The sequence below is a fragment of the Nocardia sp. SSK8 genome, from assembly GCF_037034205.1.
Classification (GTDB): Bacteria; Actinomycetota; Actinomycetes; order Mycobacteriales; family Mycobacteriaceae; genus Nocardia.
On sequence record NZ_JBAGKD010000001.1, the window covers coordinates 521,719 to 540,027 of the forward strand.

The 18,309-nt window shown below is 69.7% G+C and carries 20 protein-coding genes; 18 read left to right on the forward strand and 2 right to left on the reverse strand.

Annotation, left to right across the window (positions count from 1 at the left end):
- Nucleotides 1–7 precede the first annotated feature (7 nt).
- The 13 genes from WA675_RS02365 (at nucleotide 8) to WA675_RS02425 (ending at nucleotide 11,780) form a co-directional block, all read left to right on the forward strand.
- Complete coding sequence (locus tag WA675_RS02365) at nucleotides 8–2,404, forward strand: Tex family protein (protein WP_336081478.1); 2,397 nt, start codon at nucleotides 8–10, stop codon at nucleotides 2,402–2,404.
- 21 nt (nucleotides 2,405–2,425) lie between these two features.
- Complete coding sequence (locus tag WA675_RS02370) at nucleotides 2,426–3,316, forward strand: hypothetical protein (RefSeq protein WP_336081480.1); 891 nt, start codon at nucleotides 2,426–2,428, stop codon at nucleotides 3,314–3,316.
- Between the two features lie 164 nt (nucleotides 3,317–3,480).
- On the forward strand, nucleotides 3,481–3,822 hold the full coding sequence (rplS, locus tag WA675_RS02375; RefSeq protein WP_019048201.1) for a 50S ribosomal protein L19: 342 nt from the start codon (nucleotides 3,481–3,483) through the stop codon (nucleotides 3,820–3,822).
- A 106-nt stretch (nucleotides 3,823–3,928) separates the two neighbouring features.
- Nucleotides 3,929–4,666 carry a signal peptidase I gene (gene lepB / locus WA675_RS02380; protein WP_336081482.1) on the forward strand — a complete coding sequence of 246 codons (738 nt, stop codon included), beginning with the start codon at nucleotides 3,929–3,931 and terminating at the stop codon, nucleotides 4,664–4,666.
- 21 nt (nucleotides 4,667–4,687) lie between these two features.
- Nucleotides 4,688–5,392: a ribonuclease HII gene (locus WA675_RS02385; RefSeq protein ID WP_336081483.1), complete on the forward strand. Its 705-nt coding sequence runs from the start codon at nucleotides 4,688–4,690 to the stop codon at nucleotides 5,390–5,392.
- A gap of 47 nt (nucleotides 5,393–5,439) precedes the next feature.
- Nucleotides 5,440–5,745 carry a DUF2469 domain-containing protein gene (locus tag WA675_RS02390; protein WP_011210678.1) on the forward strand — a complete coding sequence of 102 codons (306 nt, stop codon included), beginning with the start codon at nucleotides 5,440–5,442 and terminating at the stop codon, nucleotides 5,743–5,745.
- A 462-nt stretch (nucleotides 5,746–6,207) separates the two neighbouring features.
- Entirely contained in the window at nucleotides 6,208–6,564 is a 357-nt protein-coding gene (locus tag WA675_RS02395; RefSeq protein ID WP_336081488.1) for a YraN family protein, read from the forward strand.
- Nucleotides 6,564–8,072 carry a YifB family Mg chelatase-like AAA ATPase gene (locus WA675_RS02400; RefSeq protein ID WP_336081490.1) on the forward strand — a complete coding sequence of 503 codons (1,509 nt, stop codon included), beginning with the start codon at nucleotides 6,564–6,566 and terminating at the stop codon, nucleotides 8,070–8,072. Before WA675_RS02395 ends, WA675_RS02400 begins: the two co-directional genes overlap by 1 nt.
- 115 nt (nucleotides 8,073–8,187) lie before the next feature.
- Entirely contained in the window at nucleotides 8,188–9,348 is a 1,161-nt protein-coding gene (gene dprA / locus WA675_RS02405; RefSeq protein WP_336081491.1) for a DNA-processing protein DprA, read from the forward strand.
- A gap of 241 nt (nucleotides 9,349–9,589) precedes the next feature.
- On the forward strand, nucleotides 9,590–10,513 hold the full coding sequence (locus tag WA675_RS02410) for a tyrosine recombinase XerC (protein ID WP_336081492.1): 924 nt from the start codon (nucleotides 9,590–9,592) through the stop codon (nucleotides 10,511–10,513).
- Nucleotides 10,514–10,649: 136 nt separating this feature from the next.
- A complete protein-coding gene (locus tag WA675_RS02415) occupies nucleotides 10,650–11,015 on the forward strand; it encodes a YidH family protein (RefSeq protein WP_336081493.1) in 366 nt (121 codons plus the stop codon).
- Nucleotides 11,012–11,320: a DUF202 domain-containing protein gene (locus WA675_RS02420; RefSeq protein WP_336081494.1), complete on the forward strand. Its 309-nt coding sequence runs from the start codon at nucleotides 11,012–11,014 to the stop codon at nucleotides 11,318–11,320. The genes WA675_RS02415 and WA675_RS02420 overlap by 4 nt, the downstream gene beginning before the upstream one ends.
- Before the next feature lie 91 nt (nucleotides 11,321–11,411).
- Nucleotides 11,412–11,780 (forward strand): hypothetical protein, encoded by a 369-nt coding sequence (locus WA675_RS02425; RefSeq protein ID WP_336081495.1) that lies wholly within the window; start codon nucleotides 11,412–11,414, stop codon nucleotides 11,778–11,780.
- A gap of 8 nt (nucleotides 11,781–11,788) precedes the next feature.
- On the opposite strand, the gene WA675_RS02430 is transcribed toward WA675_RS02425, so the two are convergent.
- Both WA675_RS02430 and WA675_RS02435 read right to left on the reverse strand, forming a co-directional pair.
- The gene (locus tag WA675_RS02430) at nucleotides 11,789–12,298 is read right to left on the reverse strand and encodes a DUF1990 family protein (RefSeq protein WP_336081496.1); all 510 of its coding nucleotides are present in this window, start codon (nucleotides 12,296–12,298) and stop codon (nucleotides 11,789–11,791) included.
- A gap of 50 nt (nucleotides 12,299–12,348) precedes the next feature.
- Nucleotides 12,349–12,831 (reverse strand): peptidoglycan DD-metalloendopeptidase family protein, encoded by a 483-nt coding sequence (locus WA675_RS02435; protein ID WP_442945553.1) that lies wholly within the window; start codon nucleotides 12,829–12,831, stop codon nucleotides 12,349–12,351.
- 1,130 nt (nucleotides 12,832–13,961) lie between these two features.
- Here WA675_RS02435 and rpsB point away from each other — a divergent pair.
- The 5 genes from rpsB to WA675_RS02460 all read left to right on the forward strand — a co-directional run bounded on the left by rpsB (nucleotide 13,962) and on the right by WA675_RS02460 (nucleotide 18,305).
- Complete coding sequence (gene rpsB / locus WA675_RS02440; protein WP_278263866.1) at nucleotides 13,962–14,825, forward strand: 30S ribosomal protein S2; 864 nt, start codon at nucleotides 13,962–13,964, stop codon at nucleotides 14,823–14,825.
- A 109-nt stretch (nucleotides 14,826–14,934) separates the two neighbouring features.
- The gene (gene tsf / locus WA675_RS02445) at nucleotides 14,935–15,759 is read left to right on the forward strand and encodes a translation elongation factor Ts (protein ID WP_336081497.1); all 825 of its coding nucleotides are present in this window, start codon (nucleotides 14,935–14,937) and stop codon (nucleotides 15,757–15,759) included.
- Nucleotides 15,760–15,991: 232 nt separating this feature from the next.
- A complete protein-coding gene (gene pyrH / locus WA675_RS02450) occupies nucleotides 15,992–16,720 on the forward strand; it encodes a UMP kinase (protein WP_336081498.1) in 729 nt (242 codons plus the stop codon).
- Between the two features lie 46 nt (nucleotides 16,721–16,766).
- Entirely contained in the window at nucleotides 16,767–17,324 is a 558-nt protein-coding gene (frr, locus tag WA675_RS02455) for a ribosome recycling factor (RefSeq protein WP_336081499.1), read from the forward strand.
- Between the two features lie 111 nt (nucleotides 17,325–17,435).
- Complete coding sequence (locus WA675_RS02460) at nucleotides 17,436–18,305, forward strand: phosphatidate cytidylyltransferase (protein WP_336081849.1); 870 nt, start codon at nucleotides 17,436–17,438, stop codon at nucleotides 18,303–18,305.
- The last annotated feature ends 4 nt before the right edge of the window (nucleotides 18,306–18,309 follow it).

Below are 18,309 nucleotides of genomic sequence, written 5' to 3' on the forward strand. Positions count from 1 at the left end.
TGCGGTCGTGACGACAGCGCCCGAGACTGACAGCACGACCACCCTGGCCAGCGTGGGCAGGCGGATCGCGGACGAACTGGGGGTGCGCGAGACCCAGGTCCGCGCCGCCGTCGAACTGCTCGACGGCGGTTCGACGGTTCCGTTCATCGCGCGCTACCGCAAGGAGGTCACCGGCGGCCTCGACGACGCCCAGCTGCGTCAGCTCGACGAACGTCTCGGCTATCTGCGCGAACTCGACGAGCGCCGCGGCGCGATCATCGAATCCATCCGGGGCCAGGGCAAACTCGACCAGGCCCTGCACGCCCAGCTCATGCTCGCCGAGACCAAAGCCCGCCTCGAAGACATCTACCTGCCCTACAAGCCCAAGCGCCGCACCAAGGCCCAGATCGCCCGCGAGGCAGGCCACGAGCCCGTCGCCGACGCGCTGATCGGCGACCCGACCACCGACCCGGCCGACTACACCGCCGAGCAGCTCGATGGCGCCCGCGCCATTCTGGTGGAACGCTTCGCCGAAGACGCCGACCTCGTCGGCGAACTGCGCGAACTCATGTGGAACCGCGGTCAGGTCACCTCGACCGTGCGCGCGGGCAAGGAAGAGGCGGGCGCCAAGTTCGCCGACTACTTCGAGTTCAGCGAGCCGTTCCACAAGCTGCCCTCGCACCGGATCCTGGCGCTGCTGCGCGGCGAGAAGGAAGAGGTGCTCACCCTGCACCTCGAACCCGATACCGAGGAACCCGTGCCCGGCGAGCGCACGATCTACGAGGGCCGCATCGCGGTCGCCTTCGGCATCGCCGAGCAGGGCCGCCCCGCCGACTCCTGGCTGCTCGACACCGTGCGCTGGGCCTGGCGCACCAAACTGCAGGTCAGCCTGGGGATCGATACCCGGATGCGGCTGCGTCAGGCCGCCGAGAAGGACGCGGTCGACGTGTTCGCCGCCAACCTGCGCGACCTGCTGCTGGCCGCCCCCGCGGGCACCCGCACCACCATGGGCCTCGACCCCGGCTACCGCACCGGCGTGAAGGTCGCGGTGGTCGACGCCACCGGCAAGGCGGTGGCCACCGAGGTCATCTACCCGCACAAGCCGCAGAACCAGACCGAGAAGTCCCTCGCGGTGCTGGCCGCGCTGGTCGCGCGCTTCGGTGTGGAGCTCATCGCCATCGGCAACGGCACCGCCTCGCGCGAAACCGACGCCCTGGCCACCGAACTCATCGCGCGCATCCCCGAGAACAAGCCCACCAAGATCGTGGTCTCCGAGGCGGGCGCCTCGGTCTACTCCGCCTCGGCCTACGCCTCGGCCGAACTGCCCGGCATGGACGTCTCGCTGCGCGGCGCGGTCTCCATCGCCCGCCGCCTGCAGGACCCGCTGGCCGAACTGGTCAAGATCGACCCCAAGTCGATCGGCGTCGGCCAGTACCAGCACGACGTGTCCGAGACCCTGCTGGCCCGCTCGCTGGGCGCCGTCGTCGAGGACGCGGTGAACGCGGTCGGCGTCGACGTGAACACGGCCTCGGTGCCGCTGCTCTCGCGCGTGTCGGGTGTCTCCGGCTCGGTCGCGGAAAGCATTGTCGCCCACCGCGACCAGAACGGGCCCTTCCGCAGCCGCACCGCGCTGCTCGAGGTCCCCCGCCTCGGCCCCAAGGCCTTCGAACAGTGCGCGGGCTTCCTGCGTATCCGCGGCGGCGAGGACCCCCTCGACACCTCCGCCGTGCACCCCGAGGCCTACCCGGTGGTGCGCCGCATCCTCGAGACCACCGGCCGCCCGATCGCCGAGATCATCGGCAACACCGGCACGCTGCGCGCGCTGAAGCCCGCCGAGTTCACCGACGAGAAGTTCGGTGTGCCCACCGTCAGCGACATCATCGCCGAACTGGAGAAGCCCGGCCGCGACCCGCGCCCGGAGTTCAAGACCGCCGAGTTCGCCGCGGGCATCGAGAAGGTGGCCGACCTGAAGCCCGGCATGGTGCTCGAGGGCGTGGTCACCAATGTGGCCGCCTTCGGCGCGTTCGTCGACGTGGGCGTGCACCAGGACGGGCTCGTGCACGTCTCGGCGCTGTCGCACTCGTTCGTCAAGGACCCGCGCGAGGTGGTCAAGTCCGGTGACGTGGTCAAGGTGAAGGTCCTCGACGTCGATGTCGCCCGTCAGCGCATCGGTTTGACCCTGCGCCTCGATGACGAGCCCGGCAAGCCCGCGCAGGGGGACAATCGGAATGGCGGCGCACCGCGCGGCCAGGGTCGCGGCCAGGGCCGTCCGCAGGGCGGCGGACGCGGCCAGGGCGGTGACCGCGGGCAGGCACAGGGCCGTGGCGGCCAGGGCCAGGGTCGCGGCGGTAACCAGCGCAAGCCCGCGGCGGCGCCGAGCGGCTCGATGGCCGACGCCCTGCGGCGAGCGGGGTTCGGTCAGTAACACGACGACAGGGCGGGCGGCATGCGACGGTGGCTCGAAGACGATGTGATCGCGCACGGCCGCCTGCCCCTGCTCTGCTTCCTGCTGGGCTTCATCCTCGGGTTCGTGGTCATCCGGATCAGCGTGCGGCTGATCCGGGCCCAGGTGCGCTGGTGGCCGGGCAATGTCAAAGCCGGTGACACCCACATCCACCACGTGGTCTTCGGGGTGATCACCGTGCTGCTCTCGGGCATCGGGCTGATCGCGACCGCCGAGGACTCCACTCAGGTCACCTCCAGCGTGCTGGCGGCCCTGTTCGGCATCGGCGCCGCGCTGGTCCTCGACGAGTTCGCGCTCATCTTCTATCTGCGCGATGTCTACTGGTCCGAACAGGGCCGCACCTCGGTCGACGCGGTCTTCGTCGCGGTCGCGGTCACCGGCCTGCTGCTGCTGGGTGTGCAGCCCGCCACCTTCCTCGACTACGACGACTTCCGCCAGTCGCGCGGGCTCGGGGTGCGCATCGGCCTGGCCGTCTCGCTGCTGTTCAATCTGCTGCTGGCCGCGGTGGTGATCGCCAAGGGCAAGATCTGGACCGGGCTGTTCGGCATGTTCTTCGCGCCGCTGCTGCTGATCGGCGCCGTGCGGCTCAGCAGGCCGGGCGCGCCCTGGGCCCGCTGGCGCTACGGCGACCGGCCCAAGACGATGAACCGGGCCATGGCCAGGGAACGCCGCTACCGGCGCCCGGTCATCCGCGCGAAGATCTTCATCCAGGACCTGATCGCGGGCAAACCCGATATCGAACACGCCCGCACCGCCGCCGAGGCCGAACTGAGCCGCAAGGTGGTCGCGGCACCGTCCGCGCCGCCGCCACACCCGCATCTGCTGCCGCGGCGCCGCCCCGACAAGGCCGGGGAACCCGCCGCGGGGGAGTGAGCCACGCCGCCCGATTTCGGCGACGGCCGCCTGGTCTGGCACAATGAACCGGTTGCCTTGGGCGAGTCATGTCCGAGAGCACTCCTGTACTGAGCACGAACCGGTCGAGCACGTCAGTGCCGCCAGGTTCCTCTGTTCGCGCGAAGAATCCGAAAAGGTGGAAAATGAACACCCTTGATTTCGTCGACGAGAAGTCGCTGCGTAGCGATGTCCCCGACTTCCGTCCGGGCGACACCCTGAACGTGCACGTGAAGGTCATCGAAGGCTCGAAGGAGCGCATCCAGGTCTTCAAGGGCGTCGTGATCCGGCGTCAGGGTGGCGGCATCGGCGAGACCTTCACCGTCCGCAAGGTGTCCTTCGGCGTGGGTGTCGAGCGCACCTTCCCGGTGCACAGCCCCAACATCGACCACATCGATGTCGTGACCCGTGGTGACGTGCGTCGCGCCAAGCTGTACTACCTGCGCGATCTGCGCGGCAAGGCCGCCAAGATCAAGGAAAAGCGCTGATCTCGCGGTAGCTCTTGCGAGCCCGGAAATTTCGAGTAGCCCGGCACTCCGACTTCGGTCGGGGTGCCGGGCTACTCTGTTCGGCGTGGCAGACGAAAGTGGGTCGGTGTCCGATTCGGGTGACGAAGGCGGACAGCGCAAGAAGAAGCGCGGCGACAAGAAGCAACGCCCGTTCTGGCAGGAGCTGCCGATACTGATCGTGATCGCGGCGGTGATCGCCGCGCTCATGGTCACCTTCGTCGGTCGGCCCTACGTGATCCCGTCGCAGTCGATGGAGAACACGCTGCTGATCGGCGACCGCATCTACGTGCAGAAGATCAGCTACTACGGTTCGGAGCCCGGTCCCGGCGATGTCGTCGTGTTCGTCGGCCCGCCGTCGTGGAACGGGCACTACAAGTCGATCCGCTCCGACAATACCGTGGTGCGCGGGGTGCAGAACTTCCTTTCCTACTTCGGCCTGGTCCCGCCCGACGAGAACGACCTGGTCAAGCGGGTCATCGCGGTCGGCGGGCAGACGGTGCAGTGTTGCGATCCGCAAGGCCGGGTGATGGTCGACGGCAAACCGCTCGACGAGCCCTACATCAAGAAGGACTACCCCTGGTACACCGACCGCCCCAACGCGGTCTACCCGGCGGGCCGGGTGTTCGGGCCGGTGAAGGTGCCGGAAGGCCACCTGTGGGTGATGGGCGACAACCGCAACGAGTCGGCCGATTCCCGCGCCCACGTCAGCGACGACCTGCAGGGCACGGTGCCGGTGGACAATGTGCGCGGCAAGACCGTGTTCAAGATCTGGCCGCCGAGCCGGATGGGCCCGGTGCGCACCCAGAACGCGCAGGAAAACTGAGACGACGAGGACAATCGAACTGTGGGGCAGGATCGGACCGGCTGGCCGCCGCGGGTGGTGATGCGCCGCGCGGGCGGGCTGCGCACGCTGGAGGCGGCGCTCATCCGCGGCGGCCTCGGGCCGGTGGCAGGTGTCGACGAGGCGGGGCGCGGACCGTGTGCCGGGCCGCTGGTGATCGCGGCGTGCCTGCTGGCGCCCAAGGCCTACGACAAGCTGTCCGGGCTCGACGACTCCAAGAAACTCACCGAGACGGCCCGTGAGGAGCTGTTCCCGGTGGTTCAGCGCCTCGCGCTGGCCTGGAGCGTCGTGGTGGTGCCCGCGTGGGAGATCGACGCGATCGGCATCCACGTCGCCAATATCGAGGGCATGCGCCGGGCCGTGGCCGGGCTCGGACACACCCCCGGCTACATCCTCACCGACGGATTCAAGGTCCCCGGCCTGCCCGCGCCCTCGCTGCCGGTCATCGGCGGCGACGGCACGGCGGCCTGCATCGCGGCGGCCAGCATCCTGGCCAAGGTCACCAGGGACCGGATGATGGTCGAGCTGGACGGGCAGCTGCCGGGCTACGGTTTCGCCGCCCACAAGGGCTACAACACGCCCGAACACACCGCCGCTCTGCGGCAGCTGGGACCGAGCACCGAACACCGCCGGTCCTGGCGCAATGTGCGCGAGCTCGAGGTGCCGGGCGGTAGCCGAGTGGCTACCCGCGCGGCGCATGCGCGATGATGTGAGTCAATGTACGCGGCGCTGCTAGCAGGAGGACGTCCCACCCGATGAGTGCTGAGGACCTCGAGAAGTACGAAACCGAGATGGAACTGTCGTTGTACCGCGAGTACAAGGACATCGTCGGCCAGTTCTCGTACGTGGTGGAGACAGAACGCCGCTTCTACCTGGCCAATTCCGTGGAACTGCGGCCGCAGAACGCCGACGGCGAGGTCTACTTCGAAGTGCGGATGAGCGACGCCTGGGTCTGGGACATGTACCGGCCCGCGCGCTTCGTCAAGCACGTCCGGGTGATCACGTTCAAGGACGTGAACATCGAGGAACTCGAAAAGCCCGACCTGCGCCTGCCGGAATAGTTGGAGCTGTGTTTTTGGAGCGCTGGCGCGCTCGAGGTCGCGGCCCCTGGGGGCCGCCGGTCAGCGCTCGAGACTCGCGCCTGCGGCGCATGCGCTTCGAGCGCTGACCGGTGACCCGGCCGCGACCCCGCCGCTGCGCGGCGGATCCCTCCTCGAGGTCGGGATGTGCGGGGCTGGGAGTGCGGGAGGTGGCGCACTTCAGGTGTGGGGTGTGGCTGGGTGTGCGGGAGGCCGCGGCCTATGTGAGCGGGGTGCTGGTGTGCTCGGGGCTTGCCTTCGGTGCGTGCGCTTCGCGCTTTGACCGGCAGCCCGGCCGCGAACCCGCTGATCGCGGCGGATCTCATCTTGTGGTCGGGATGTGCGGGGCCGGGGTTGTCCACAAGGGTGGGGTTATCCACAGGGTTTCTGTTTTCCCAGGTCGTGGTGGGGGTTGGGTAGCTCGGTCTCGGCATCGTTTGTCGGGTGGGAAGCAAACAGGCGCTCGGCGCATACGGGGAGAAGCTGGCCGCGCAATTTCTGCGTGAGGCCGGGATGGAGATCATCGCGCGCAATTGGCGGTGCCGGTACGGGGAGCTGGACCTGATCGTCCGGGATCCGTCGGTGACCGCGTTCGTCGAGGTGAAGACGCGGTCGGGGCTGGGGTTCGGTAGTCCGGCCGAGTCGGTCACCTTCAGCAAGCAGCAGCGGATCCGGCGGCTGGCGCTGCTGTGGCTGGCCGAGCAGGAAGGGCCGTGGCGGCGGATCCGGTTCGACGTCGTCTCGGTGCTGCTGCCGCGTGGCGGCAAGCCGATGATCGATCACTTGACGGCGGCGTTCTGATGGCGCTCGGACGCGCGCTGTCGGTGGCGGTCACGGGGGTCGACGGTCAGCTCGTGGAGATCGAGGCCGACATCGGCCAGGGCCTGCCCTCGGTGAATCTGGTCGGCCTACCCGACACGGCGCTGCAGGAATCGCGCAATCGAGTGCGCTCGGCGGTCGCCAATACGGGGGAGAAATGGCCGGACGGGCGGGTCATCCTGGCGCTCTCACCGGCCACGCTGCCGAAGGTCGGCAGTGTGTACGACCTCGCGCTCGCGGTGTCGGTGCTCGACGCGTCCGGGGCGGTGCCGGGGGAGCGGCTGATCAAGACGGTCCTGCTCGGCGAGCTGGCGCTGGACGGGCGGGTGCGGCGGGTGCGCGGGGTGCTGCCCGCGGTGATCGCGGCCCGCAATGCCGGATTGCCCACCGTGGTGGTGCCCGCCGAGGCGGTGGCGGAGGCGGGGCTGGTCGAGGGGATCGAGGTGCTGGGCGCGCGGAGCCTGCGCGAGGTGGTCGCCTGGCTGCGCGGAGAAGGACAGTTGCTCGAACCAGACGGGACGGTGCCGGAAGGGCAGATGCCGTGCGGTGATCTCAGCGATGTGGTGGGGCAGGACGAGGCGCGCTGGGCGCTCGAGGTGGCGGCCGCGGGCGGACACCATCTGCTACTCACCGGACCGCCCGGCATCGGCAAAACCATGCTGGCGCAACGGCTTCCCGGCCTGCTGCCGCCCCTGTCCGAGGCCGAGTCGCTCGAAGTCACCGCCATCCATTCGATGGCCGGGTCCCTCTCGGCCGAACAGCCGCTGCTCACGCTGGCCCCGTTCGTCGCCCCGCATCACTCCACCTCGGTGACCGCCATGATCGGCGGCGGCTCCGGCATGGCCAGGCCCGGCGCGGTGAGCCGGGCGCATCGCGGCGTGCTGTTCCTCGACGAGTGCGCCGAGATCGGCACCAAGGTGCTGGAAGCCCTGCGCACTCCGCTCGAGGAAGGCGAGGTCCGCATCGCCCGCCGTGACGGCGTCGCCCGCTACCCGGCCCGATTTCAGCTGGTCCTGGCGGCCAATCCCTGCCCCTGCGCGCCCGCCCGCGATGTCGACTGCATCTGTGCTCCGCTGGCCCGGCGCCGCTACCTCGGCAAACTCTCGGGCCCCTTGCTGGACCGCATCGATATCTGGGTCCAGATGCACGGCCAGGCCGGGGCGACCTTCGGTGACGACCACACCGAGACCAGCGAAACGGTCGCCGCCCGGGTCGCCGCGGCGCGAGCGCGTGCCCTCGAACGCTGGAGCGAGGACGGCTGGACGACCAATGCCGAAGTCCCCGGCCACATCCTGCGCCAGCGCTTCCGCCTCCCGCGCGAATCGATCGCTCCGATCGAGACAGCACTGCGTCTCGGCCGCATGTCCGCCCGGGGTGCCGACCGTGCCATCCGGGTGGCGTGGACGGTGTGCGATCTCCGCGGGGGAGAGGTGCCGTCTGTTCAGGATGTGTTGTCGTCGTTGAACTTCCGTCAGCGGGGTGCGCAGTGAAGGCGGCGTTGGGTGCGGCGACAACGGTCTCGGCGGTGACTGTGGACGGTTGTCCCCGCCGAAGAGTTGGGGAAGGGCCGATCGTGCGTCCGTGGCGGCAGGGAAGGGCTGAGCGGTGAGCGCGGGGGTTCGGAGTGCGGGTGAATTCGAGGAAGCCCGGCTGGCGTGGGTGTACCTGTCACGGGTGGTGCAGGGACCGTGTGCGCCGTTGTCGGCGTTGATCGCGTCGGTGGGCGTGCGCGAGGCGGCGCGGGCCGTGCGGGAGTACGAGCTGCCCGAGGCGTTGCGCGGTCCGGTGGCGGCGCGGCGGGAGAGTGACTCGGCGGCAGCGGATCTCGAGATGATGGAGCGGCTCGGCGGCCGGGTGATCACGCCGGACGACGCCGAGTGGCCCGAATGGCGGATGCTCGGGCTGAATCAGCTCGACACCGAACGCGACCGGGACGGTGCCGTGCCGCTGGTGCTCTGGGCGCGAGGACCGCTGTCCCTGCAAACCGCCTCCGAACGCGCGGTCGCCGTGGTCGGTTCGCGGTGCAGCAGCGGGTACGGCGCGCAGGTGGCCAACGAGATCTCCGCCGACCTGGCAGGCCGCGGCTGGACCATCGTGTCCGGCGCGGCATTCGGGATCGACGCGGCGGCCCACCGCGCCGCCCTCGCCGTCGGCGGCGCGACCGTCGCTGTCCTGGCCTGCGGTGTCGACCGCCCCTATCCCGCCCAGCACGACCGCCTGATCGCCGCCATCGCCGAGACCGGGCTGGTCCTGAGCGAATACCCGCCCGGCACGACCGCGCAGAAGCACCGCTTCCTGGCCCGCAACCGGCTGATCGCCACCCTGGGCGACGGTGTCCTCGTGGTCGAGGCGGGCTCGCGCAGCGGCGCCCGCAACACCGTCAAATGGGCCCGCCGCCTCGGCCGCCCCGCCATGGCGTGCCCCGGCCCCGTCGGCTCGGCCGCCTCCGTCGGCTGTCACCGGATGATCCGCGAGGGCGAAGCCCTCCTGGTCACCCGCGCCGAAGACGTCATCGACGAAGCAGGCCCCCTCCGCCTCCCCCTCGGCGACAACCCCACCGACCCCGCCGCCCACCTACGCGGCGCCGAAGCCGAGGTCTACGCCGCCCTCCCCGCCATCGGTTCCCGCCTCCCCCGCGACCTGGCCCTCCAATCCGGCCTCGACCTCCCCACCGTCCGCGCCATCCTCCCCGCCCTCGAACTGGCCGAACTGGTCGGCTGCGACGCCGACGGCTGGTTCCGCATCACCACCAGGCGGTCCACGTGACCGCGCGACCCATCAGCGACCGGAGTGCCGCGCCGACGAACCCGAGGTGCCGAGCAGCACCGATGGACTACCGGTCGAGTTCTCCGATGGCACCGGGTTGGGCAGCTCGGCTGGGTCGTCGGGTGGCGTGGCTCGGCAGGAAGGGCGGGCGGTCTACCTGGCGGACGGCGTTCCTGTGGGGGTGAGCGGTGGGTCGGCGTGGTGGGTTGCGTGGGGGCCGGGGAGGGGTGACGGTGGGGGGATGGATGTGTTGCCCGAGGATCTCGAGGCGTTGGTGAGTGAGTTCGGGCGGCATCTGCGGTTGGGGCGGAATCGGTCGGCCCATACGGTGCGGGCATATGTCGGGGATGTGCGGTCGTTGCTCGAGCATCTGTATGCGCGGTCGGCGGATTCGGCGGTGCGGGAGCTGGATCTGGCGTTGCTGCGGTCGTGGCTGGCCGAGCTCGCGGCGGGAGGTGCGGCGCGGACCACCCTGTCCCGGCGGGCCTCGGCGGCACGGACTTTCACGGCGTGGCTGACCGAGACGGGGCGGCTCGACATCGATCCGGGATTGCGGTTGCAGGCGCCGAGAACCCATCGGGTGCTGCCCGCGGTGCTGGGCCGTGGGCAGGCGCTCGAGGCGATGGAGGCCGCGGAATCGGGTGCGGCGCAGCAGGATCCGATGGCGCTGCGGGATCGGTTGATCGTGGAGTTGCTCTACGCCACCGGTATCCGGGTCAGCGAACTGTGTGGCCTCGACATCGAGGACGTGGACCGCGAGCGCCGGCTCGTGCGGGTGCTCGGCAAGGGGAACAAGGAGCGCTCGGTCCCGTTCGGTGCCCCCGCCGACACCGCCCTGGACACCTGGCTGCGGACAGGCCGCCCGTTCCTGGTCAACGAGCGGTCGGGCCGCGCGCTGCTGCTCGGCCAGCGCGGCCGCCGCCTCGACCAGCGCCAGGCCCGCACCGTCGTGCACGAGGTCGTCGCCGCCATCCCCGGTGCCCCCGACCTGGGCCCGCACGGCCTGCGGCACACCGCCGCCACCCACCTCCTCGAGGGCGGCGCCGACCTCCGGGTAGTCCAGGAACTCCTCGGCCACGCGAGCATGGCCACCACCCAGCTCTACACCCATGTCTCGGTCGAGCGCCTCAAACAAGTCCACGACCAGGCCCACCCCCGCGCATAACCCTCGACCCCCGTTCGGCACCGCCTCGCCGATCCGCAGGCACACTGGACGCGGCGGTCGTGCGCGAGTTGGTCACGGCATGGTTGGCGTTGTGGGGGAGTGGGGCGCGGCAAGATGGGGGACGGAGGTGGTGGTGATGACGTTGCCCGAGGTCGGGGCCGAGTCCGACGACGGTGAGGACGACGTCGACTATCGGTTCACGCTGGCCAATGAGCGCACGTTTCTGGCGTGGGTACGGACGGCGCTCGGGCTGCTGGCCGGTGGCGTCGCCGTCCATACGCTCGTGCAGCCGTTGCGGCTGGCCGGGTTCGGTGGCGTGATCGCGGTGAGCTGCCTGGTCATGGCCTTCGCGGTGGCGCTCGGTGCCTATCGGCACTGGCAGCGGGTCACGGTCGCGATGCGCGCGGGCGGGCCGCTGCCCGGCACTGTTCTGGTCCCGGTGCTCTCGGTCGGTGTCGCGCTGGTCGCGGCCCTGGCCTGCCTGGCGGTGCTGTTGTCGTGACAGCGCCGACCCTGGCCCAGGAACGCACGGCCCTGGCCTGGCGGCGCACCGCGCTCGGGGCGGCGGGGGTGGCCCTGCTGCTCGCCCACGAGGCGACGCGTGACGGCTGGCCCACCATCGTCATTCCGCTGGTCGCCACCGCGGCGGCGCTGCTCCTGAGCTGGCTCGGCTGGCTGCGTGGCCACGCGCTGCACCGCGGTGACACCGCCCGCGGCCATCGACTCGTCGCCGTCACGGGGTGTACCGTCGCCGCTGTCGCCCTCATCGGCATTCTCGGCGTCGCGATCAGGCAATTCACCGGTTGACGCCAACGTCCCTCGAACGGCACAGCCCGCCGACCCGCTGCAGCGAGAAATCTGGTCGATCGCTGGACCGGCGGCAATTAGGCTCGCGGCCATGACCTCCGGACCGGTGGACCAGCCCACGAACTCCCTGCGCGAGCGGTTGCGCGCGGGACTGAAACCCGCGATGAAGGCGCGGGATCGCAGTGCCGTCGCGGCGCTTCGGTCAGTGCTGGCCGCGATCGACAATGCCGAGGCGATCGATGCCGGTGCGGTGAAAGCCGGTGCGCTGGAGGGCAGTCCCGTGGGGTTGGGGGCTGCCGAGGTCCGGCGCCGGGATCTCACCGACGACGACATCGAGCGGATCGTGCGCGGGGAGATCGGCGAAAGGCGGGACGCCGCGGCCGAATACGACCGTCTCGGAGCCGCGGAGCGCCGCGATCAGCTGACCGCCGAAGCCGATACCCTCGCCGGATTCCTCTGAGCGACGCCCTAGCCGCCGGTCGGCAGGGTGCGCAGGTAGCGGTCGGCGAACCAGCGCTGGATCAGCCGCACGATGGGGCCGCCCAGGCGCGCATACCAGGCACCCGGTCGGGAGAACGCCGTGACAAGGCCGTAGACGGTGTCGGTGGCGGGTTCGTATTCGACGGCGAACAGTTCTTCGCCGATCTCGGGATGACCGGGCAGGGTGCCGTAGGCGAACCCACGGCGGTCGGGTTCGTCGAGCACGTAGACCACCCGGCACGGTGCCGTGATCCCGAGCGGTCCGATGCCCAGGAACACCGCCAGGTCCGTGTCCGGCTCGGCGGTGGGGGCGTCGGCGCGCTGGAAGATGCCGACGCCCTTCTGCATGCCGAACTCGACGATGTGGGCGGCCGCGCGGTCGAACAGCGCGCGGCCGTGACCGATCGGGCGGCGATGGCGGAACCGGTGATAGCCCTCGGGAAGCGTGCCCCGGGTGGCACCGACATCGGGGTAGGTGAGCGCTGGTTTCTCTGGCACACCCCGATTCTCGTCCCGAACCGCCCGGCTGGTGTGAGGTAGTGGTCACTTCAGGGCTCCAGCGGCTTCAACCGGATCGGCACCTCGTGTAGCAGCCCGAGCGGGTCCACGTACTCGCGCCGGTTGTGCTCCCCCGATTCCCGTCGTGCGCCCCAGTGCAGGCACGCGCTCACCGGACACCCCTCGTGCCCGGCGACCACGGTCCCGATCGGGGTACCCCGGACCACCCGCGCACCCACCACGACCTGCGCCCGCACCGGTTCGTAGGTGGTGCGCAAGCCACCCGCGTGGTCGATCGACACGACGGGTTTGCCCGCCACCACCCCGGCGAACACCACGACGCCGTCCCCCGCGGCGACGACGAGCTGTCCGTCCGCCGCCGCCAGATCGACCCCTCGGTGTCCCGGCAACCAGTTCCGCTCGGGTTTGTCGAAACGCTTCTCGACGCTCGGTCGCGGGCGCAACGGCCATCCGAAATCCCCGGCCTCGACGGCCGACACCGGCCCTGCCGCCGCGCCGGTCGTGAGCAGCAGACAGACGGCGGTACCACCCACGCCGAGGATCCGGCGCCATCCGAACTGGCGCAGCCGCTCATGACGCTGGTTCACCGGTGCGGGCGCAGCGGTTGCACCCGCTGCTGGGCCGCCCACGCTTGCAGTAGGTCGCGCAGGACCACGGGCACCCCTTCGGCGGATCCGGACGTTGTCCCCGGCCGTACCACGACGTCGATCCGCACAGTCCCCGGCGCGCGGTCCACGGATTCCTCGGCAGGGCGCTCCGTTGTCTGCCGTCGTGGTCCGCTCGCGTCGTAACGACCGGCTTCCCCATCGCGGCGCCCAGGGCGCGACGCCGGGGGTGCATCGGCGAGATCTACCACCGACACCCGCACCGGAACGGGCACCGGCACGAGCCAGGGATACCGCGAAGTTCCGGCAGGCACCGCGGGCGGCGTCGATCCCGGCGAAGCACCCGCCGACCCCGGACACCGCGACCGCCGGACCATCCGAGCGTCGCCACCGTGCTCGGGAGGCGGCGCGGGCAGGGTGTGCACCGTGCCACCCGCATCGCACGCAGGCCCGGCCGGGCGTTGCGCCGCGGGTGGCACCACCCCGGGCTGAACGACGACCGGTGGCGGAGGAGCAGGAGAGACGGGCGGCTCGTCCGGCTGCGCCGCGGCCGGTGGACTCACCACCCCCAACGCGCAGAGCAGCGGAAAAGCGGTGATCAGGATTCGCGTCAACATGTTCATGCACCCACAGTGGGCGCCGCCGAACCCGTCCGGAACGGCCGAAGCGAGAATGGGGACAACTTCGCCGGATGTGGATATCTCGCACTTCACCGCGGGAATCGCAGGTCACCGCAAGGGGGCGATTTCGGCCCTGGGGCGGATCCGCGTAGACTGAACTCGCGGTTTGTGCCCGGCGATATCCATCGTGCCGGGGCGCGGACCGACTTCGCGCGCCACCTGTGCTCGTCCATCCGGTCGTCGCTCGTTCTGCGGACGTCCGAGAGGGCATGTCCGCGCGAGTTCTCCGAGCGGATGAACAGTGAAATCGTCGGCTGGTCCCGGTTCCCGAATCGGGTCCGGCGGTTTCGGTGGCGCCAGGGCAATCGATCGCCGATCGACTGCGACAACCGGCAACGAAAGAGAGATACGGGAGCTATGGCTGTCGTAACCATGAAGCAGCTGCTCGACAGCGGCGCGCACTTCGGGCACCAGACCCGTCGCTGGAACCCGAAGATGAAGCGGTTCATCTTCACCGACCGCAACGGCATCTACATCATCGACCTGCAGCAGACGCTGACCTACATCGACAAGGCCTACGAGTTCGTCAAGGAGACCGTCGCCCACGGTGGCACCGTTCTCTTCGTCGGCACCAAGAAGCAGGCCCAGGAGTCGATCGCGGCCGAGGCGACTCGCGTCGGGATGCCCTACGTCAACCAGCGCTGGCTGGGTGGCATGCTCACCAACTTCTCGACCGTCCACAAGCGCCTGCAGCGCCTGAAGGAGCTCGAGGCCATGGAGCAGACCGGTGGCTTCGAGGGTCGCACCAAGAAGGAAATCCTCATGCTCACGCGTGAGATGACCAAGCTGGACCGCACCCTCGGCGGTATCCGCGACATGGCCAAGGTGCCCTCGGCCATCTGGGTCGTCGACACCAACAAGGAGCACATCGCCGTCGGCGAGGCTCGCAAGCTGAACATCCCGGTCATCGCGATCCTGGACACCAACTGCGATCCCGACCTGGTCGACTACCCGATCCCGGGTAACGACGACGCGATCCGTTCCGCCGCGCTGCTCACCAAGGTCGTCGCCTCCGCGGTGGCCGAGGGCGTGCAGGCCCGCGCGGGTCAGGCTTCCGGCGACGCGAAGCCCGAGGCCGGCGCCGGCGAGCCGCTCGCCGAGTGGGAGCAGGAACTGCTGGCTCAGGCGACCCCGGCCGCCGAGGCCGCTGCCGAGACGCCCGCCGAGGCCGCTGCCGAGGTCAAGGCCGACCCGGCGCAGCACACCCCGGCCGACTTCTGAGCTGATCGGTAGCTCTACGTTCACCTTGCCGGCCCTTCTGAATTCAGAAGCGGTCGGCAAGGTGGTGTAAACCCCCAGACACCCCCACACACGAGGAGGCTCGCCCCCGATGGCGAACTACACCGCTGCTGATGTGAAGCGGCTCCGGGAGCTCACCGGCTCCGGCATGATGGACTGCAAGAACGCGCTGGCCGAGTCCGACGGCGATTTCGACAAGGCCGTCGAGGTGCTGCGCATCAAGGGCGCCAAGGACGTCGGCAAGCGCGCCGAGCGCGCGACCGCCGAGGGCCTGGTCATCGCCAAGGACGGCGTCCTGGTCGAGATCAACTCCGAGACCGACTTCGTCGCCAAGAACGCCGAGTTCCAGGAGCTGGCCGAGGCCGTCGTCACCGCGGCCGCCGCGGGCAAGCCGGCCGACCTGGACGCCCTGAAGGCGCTCAAGCTGGACAACGGCACCGTCGACGAGGCCGTGCAGGCGCTGGCCGCCAAGATCGGCGAGAAGCTGGAACTGCGCCGCGTCGTGTCCTACGACGGCCAGGTCGCCACCTACCTGCACAAGCGTGCCTCGGACCTGCCCCCCGCCGTCGGCGTGCTGGTCGAGTACACCGGTGAAGGCGATGCCGCGGCCGAGGCCGCCCGCGCCGCCGCCATGCAGGTCGCCGCGCTCAAGGCTCGCTACGTCACCCGCGACGAGGTCCCGGCCGATCTGGTCGAGAACGAGCGTCGCGTCGCCGAGGCCACCGCCCGCGAAGAGGGCAAGCCCGAGGCCGCGCTGCCGAAGATCACCGAGGGCCGCGTCAACGGCTTCTTCAAGGACGTCGTCCTGCTGGAGCAGGCGTCGGTCACCGACTCGAAGAAGACCGTGAAGGCCCTGCTGGACGAGGCCGGTGTCACCCTGACCCGCTTCGCCCGTTTCGAGGTCGGCCAGGCCTGATCCGCCTGCACGAGAGCCCCTCGGGAGCCGCGTTCGCGCGCTCCCGAGGGGCTCTTGCCGGTTCTCGGCGGCAGCTGCCCCTAGTTCCTGGGTCTCCGCGTCGCGCAAGGGGGTCTTGTGCGGCGGGAGGAACCGGATAAGGCAGGATGGATGCCGCTTCGCCTTGCTGTGCGGCCGATTCGCGTGCCCGCAGTTCGACAGTTCTCGACCTCGCCGAAGGAGACGACCACCCATGACCGACCCGGGTAACGACCGCCCTGGATACCACCGGGTGCTGCTCAAGCTGGGTGGGGAGATGTTCGGTGGGGGCGGGGTCGGTCTCGATCCCGACGTCGTGCAGACCGTCGCCGAGCAGATCGCCGAGATCGTCGAGACCGGCGTGCAGGTCGCCGTCGTGATCGGGGGCGGCAACTTCTTCCGCGGCGCCGAGCTCGAGGAGCGCGGGATGGAACGCGCCCGCTCGGACTACATGGGCATGCTCGGCACCGTGATGAACAGCCTTGCGCTGCAGGACTTCCTGCAGAAGCAGGGGGTGGACACGCGCGTGCAGACCGCCATCACGATGGGCCAGGTCGCCGAGCCCTACCTCCCGCTACGCGCCAAGCGGCACCTCGAGAAGGGCCGCGTGGTGATTTTCGGCGCCGGTATGGGCATGCCCTACTTCTCCACCGACACCACCGCCGCCCAGCGGGCCCTCGAGATCGGCGCCGAGGTGGTGCTGATGGCCAAGGCGGTCGACGGCGTCTACGACGCCGACCCGCGGGTCGAGGAGAACGCGAGCATGTTCACCGAGATCACGCACAAGGAAGTGATCGAAAAGGGGCTCAAGGTCGCCGATGCGACGGCCTTCAGCCTGTGCATGGACAACCAGATGCCGATGCTGGTGTTCAATCTGTTGATCAAGGGCAATATTGCCCGTGCGGTTGCCGGTGAGCCCATCGGCACCCTGGTTCGGTCCTGATCCCGCAACCGCGGAAGATGACGATGACGCAGTGGAGGAACCGGTCGTGATTGATGAAGCGCTCTTCGACGCCGAGGAGAAGATGGAAAAGGCCGTCGCGGTGGCGAAGGACGACCTAGGCACCATCCGCACCGGCCGCGCCAACCCGGGCATGTTCGCCCGCGTCGTGGTCGACTACTACGGCTCGCCGACGCCGATCACCCAGATCTCGAGCATCACCGTGCCGGAGCCGCGCATGGTCGTAATCAAGCCCTACGAGCAGAACCAGCTCGGCCCGATCGAGAACGCCATCCGCAACTCCGATCTGGGCGTGAACCCCACCAACAACGGCGACATCCTGCGCATCACCGTGCCGCAGCTCACCGAGGAACGCCGCCGCGAGATGGTCAAGATGGCCAAGGGCAAGGGCGAGGACGCCAAGATCTCGATTCGTAACGTCCGGCGCAAGGTCATGGACGAACTGAACCGGATCCAGAAGGATGGCGAAGCGGGCGAGGACGAAGTCGGGCGCGCCGAGAAGGAACTCGACAAGACCACCGCCAAGTACGTGGGCCAGATCGACGAGCTGGTCAAGCACAAGGAAGCCGAACTGCTCGAGGTCTGAGCGCCAGATCTCGCCAGTCCCGCTCGTGCGGGGGATGAACGGAACGACGAGTTGAGCGACGGGACAATCGTGGCCGAAGACGCCGCCGCCACCGGAGCGGCACCGGAACCGATGCCGGACGAGATCGCCGCGGCACCGCCCGCGGCGGCCCCGGCGCCGCCGACCTCGCGCGCGGGACGCAACCTGCCCGCGGCGCTGGCGGTCGGCCTGGGTTTGGGGCTTTCGCTCATAGCGATCCTGCTGTTCGTCCCCAAGGTGTTCATCGGGGTCGTCGGTGTGGCGGTCGGGGTGGCGACCTGGGAGGTCGCCAAGCGGCTGCGCGAGGCCGATGTGCTGGTGCCGCGGATCCCGCTGCTGGTCGGCGGCCAGGCGGTGTTCTGGGCGGGCTGGCCGTGGGGGGCGCGCGGGGTGGTCGGCGCGTTCGCCGCGACGGCGCTGGTCTGCATGGTGTGGCGGCTGTTCGACCACGGGTTGAGTCAGGCGCCGAAGAACTTCCTGCGTGACACCTCGATCAGCATCTTCACGCTGTCCTGGATTCCGCTGCTGGCGTCGTTCTCGACGCTGCTGCTGCTCGAACCCGACGGCAACCTGCGGGTGCTGACCTTCATGATCCTGGTCGTGTGCTCCGATGTCGGTGGCTATGTCGCCGGGGTGCTGTTCGGCAGGCATCCGATGGTGCCCGCGATCAGCCCGAAGAAGTCCTGGGAGGGCTTCTGCGGGTCGCTGGTGTTCAGCGTCATCGGCGGTCTGCTGACCGTCACGCTGCTGCTCGACGCCAATTCGATGATCGGTGTGGTGCTCGGTGTCGGCCTGGTGCTCGTGGCGACGTTGGGCGATCTGATCGAATCGCAGATCAAGCGGGAGCTCGGGATCAAGGACATGGGCACGCTGCTGCCCGGGCACGGCGGCATCATGGACCGCCTCGACTCGATGCTGCCCTCGGCGTTCGTGTCCTGGCTGGTGCTCAGCGCCCTGCTCTGAGCCC

What these genes read in the sequence shown, in the direction of transcription:
- WA675_RS02425 (WP_336081495.1), top strand. Translation starts at nt 11,412, where the DNA reads ATGACCTCCGGACCGGTGGACCAGCCCACGAACTCCCTGCGCGAGCGG.
- tsf (WP_336081497.1), top strand. Translation starts at nt 14,935, where the DNA reads ATGGCGAACTACACCGCTGCTGATGTGAAGCGGCTCCGGGAGCTCACC.
- WA675_RS02410 (WP_336081492.1), top strand. Translation starts at nt 9,590, where the DNA reads ATGGATGTGTTGCCCGAGGATCTCGAGGCGTTGGTGAGTGAGTTCGGG.
- WA675_RS02460 (WP_336081849.1), top strand. Translation starts at nt 17,436, where the DNA reads ATGCCGGACGAGATCGCCGCGGCACCGCCCGCGGCGGCCCCGGCGCCG.
- WA675_RS02370 (WP_336081480.1), top strand. Translation starts at nt 2,426, where the DNA reads ATGCGACGGTGGCTCGAAGACGATGTGATCGCGCACGGCCGCCTGCCC.
- WA675_RS02415 (WP_336081493.1), top strand. Translation starts at nt 10,650, where the DNA reads ATGACGTTGCCCGAGGTCGGGGCCGAGTCCGACGACGGTGAGGACGAC.
- rplS (WP_019048201.1), top strand. Translation starts at nt 3,481, where the DNA reads ATGAACACCCTTGATTTCGTCGACGAGAAGTCGCTGCGTAGCGATGTC.
- rpsB (WP_278263866.1), top strand. Translation starts at nt 13,962, where the DNA reads ATGGCTGTCGTAACCATGAAGCAGCTGCTCGACAGCGGCGCGCACTTC.
- pyrH (WP_336081498.1), top strand. Translation starts at nt 15,992, where the DNA reads ATGACCGACCCGGGTAACGACCGCCCTGGATACCACCGGGTGCTGCTC.
- WA675_RS02390 (WP_011210678.1), top strand. Translation starts at nt 5,440, where the DNA reads ATGAGTGCTGAGGACCTCGAGAAGTACGAAACCGAGATGGAACTGTCG.
- WA675_RS02400 (WP_336081490.1), top strand. Translation starts at nt 6,564, where the DNA reads ATGGCGCTCGGACGCGCGCTGTCGGTGGCGGTCACGGGGGTCGACGGT.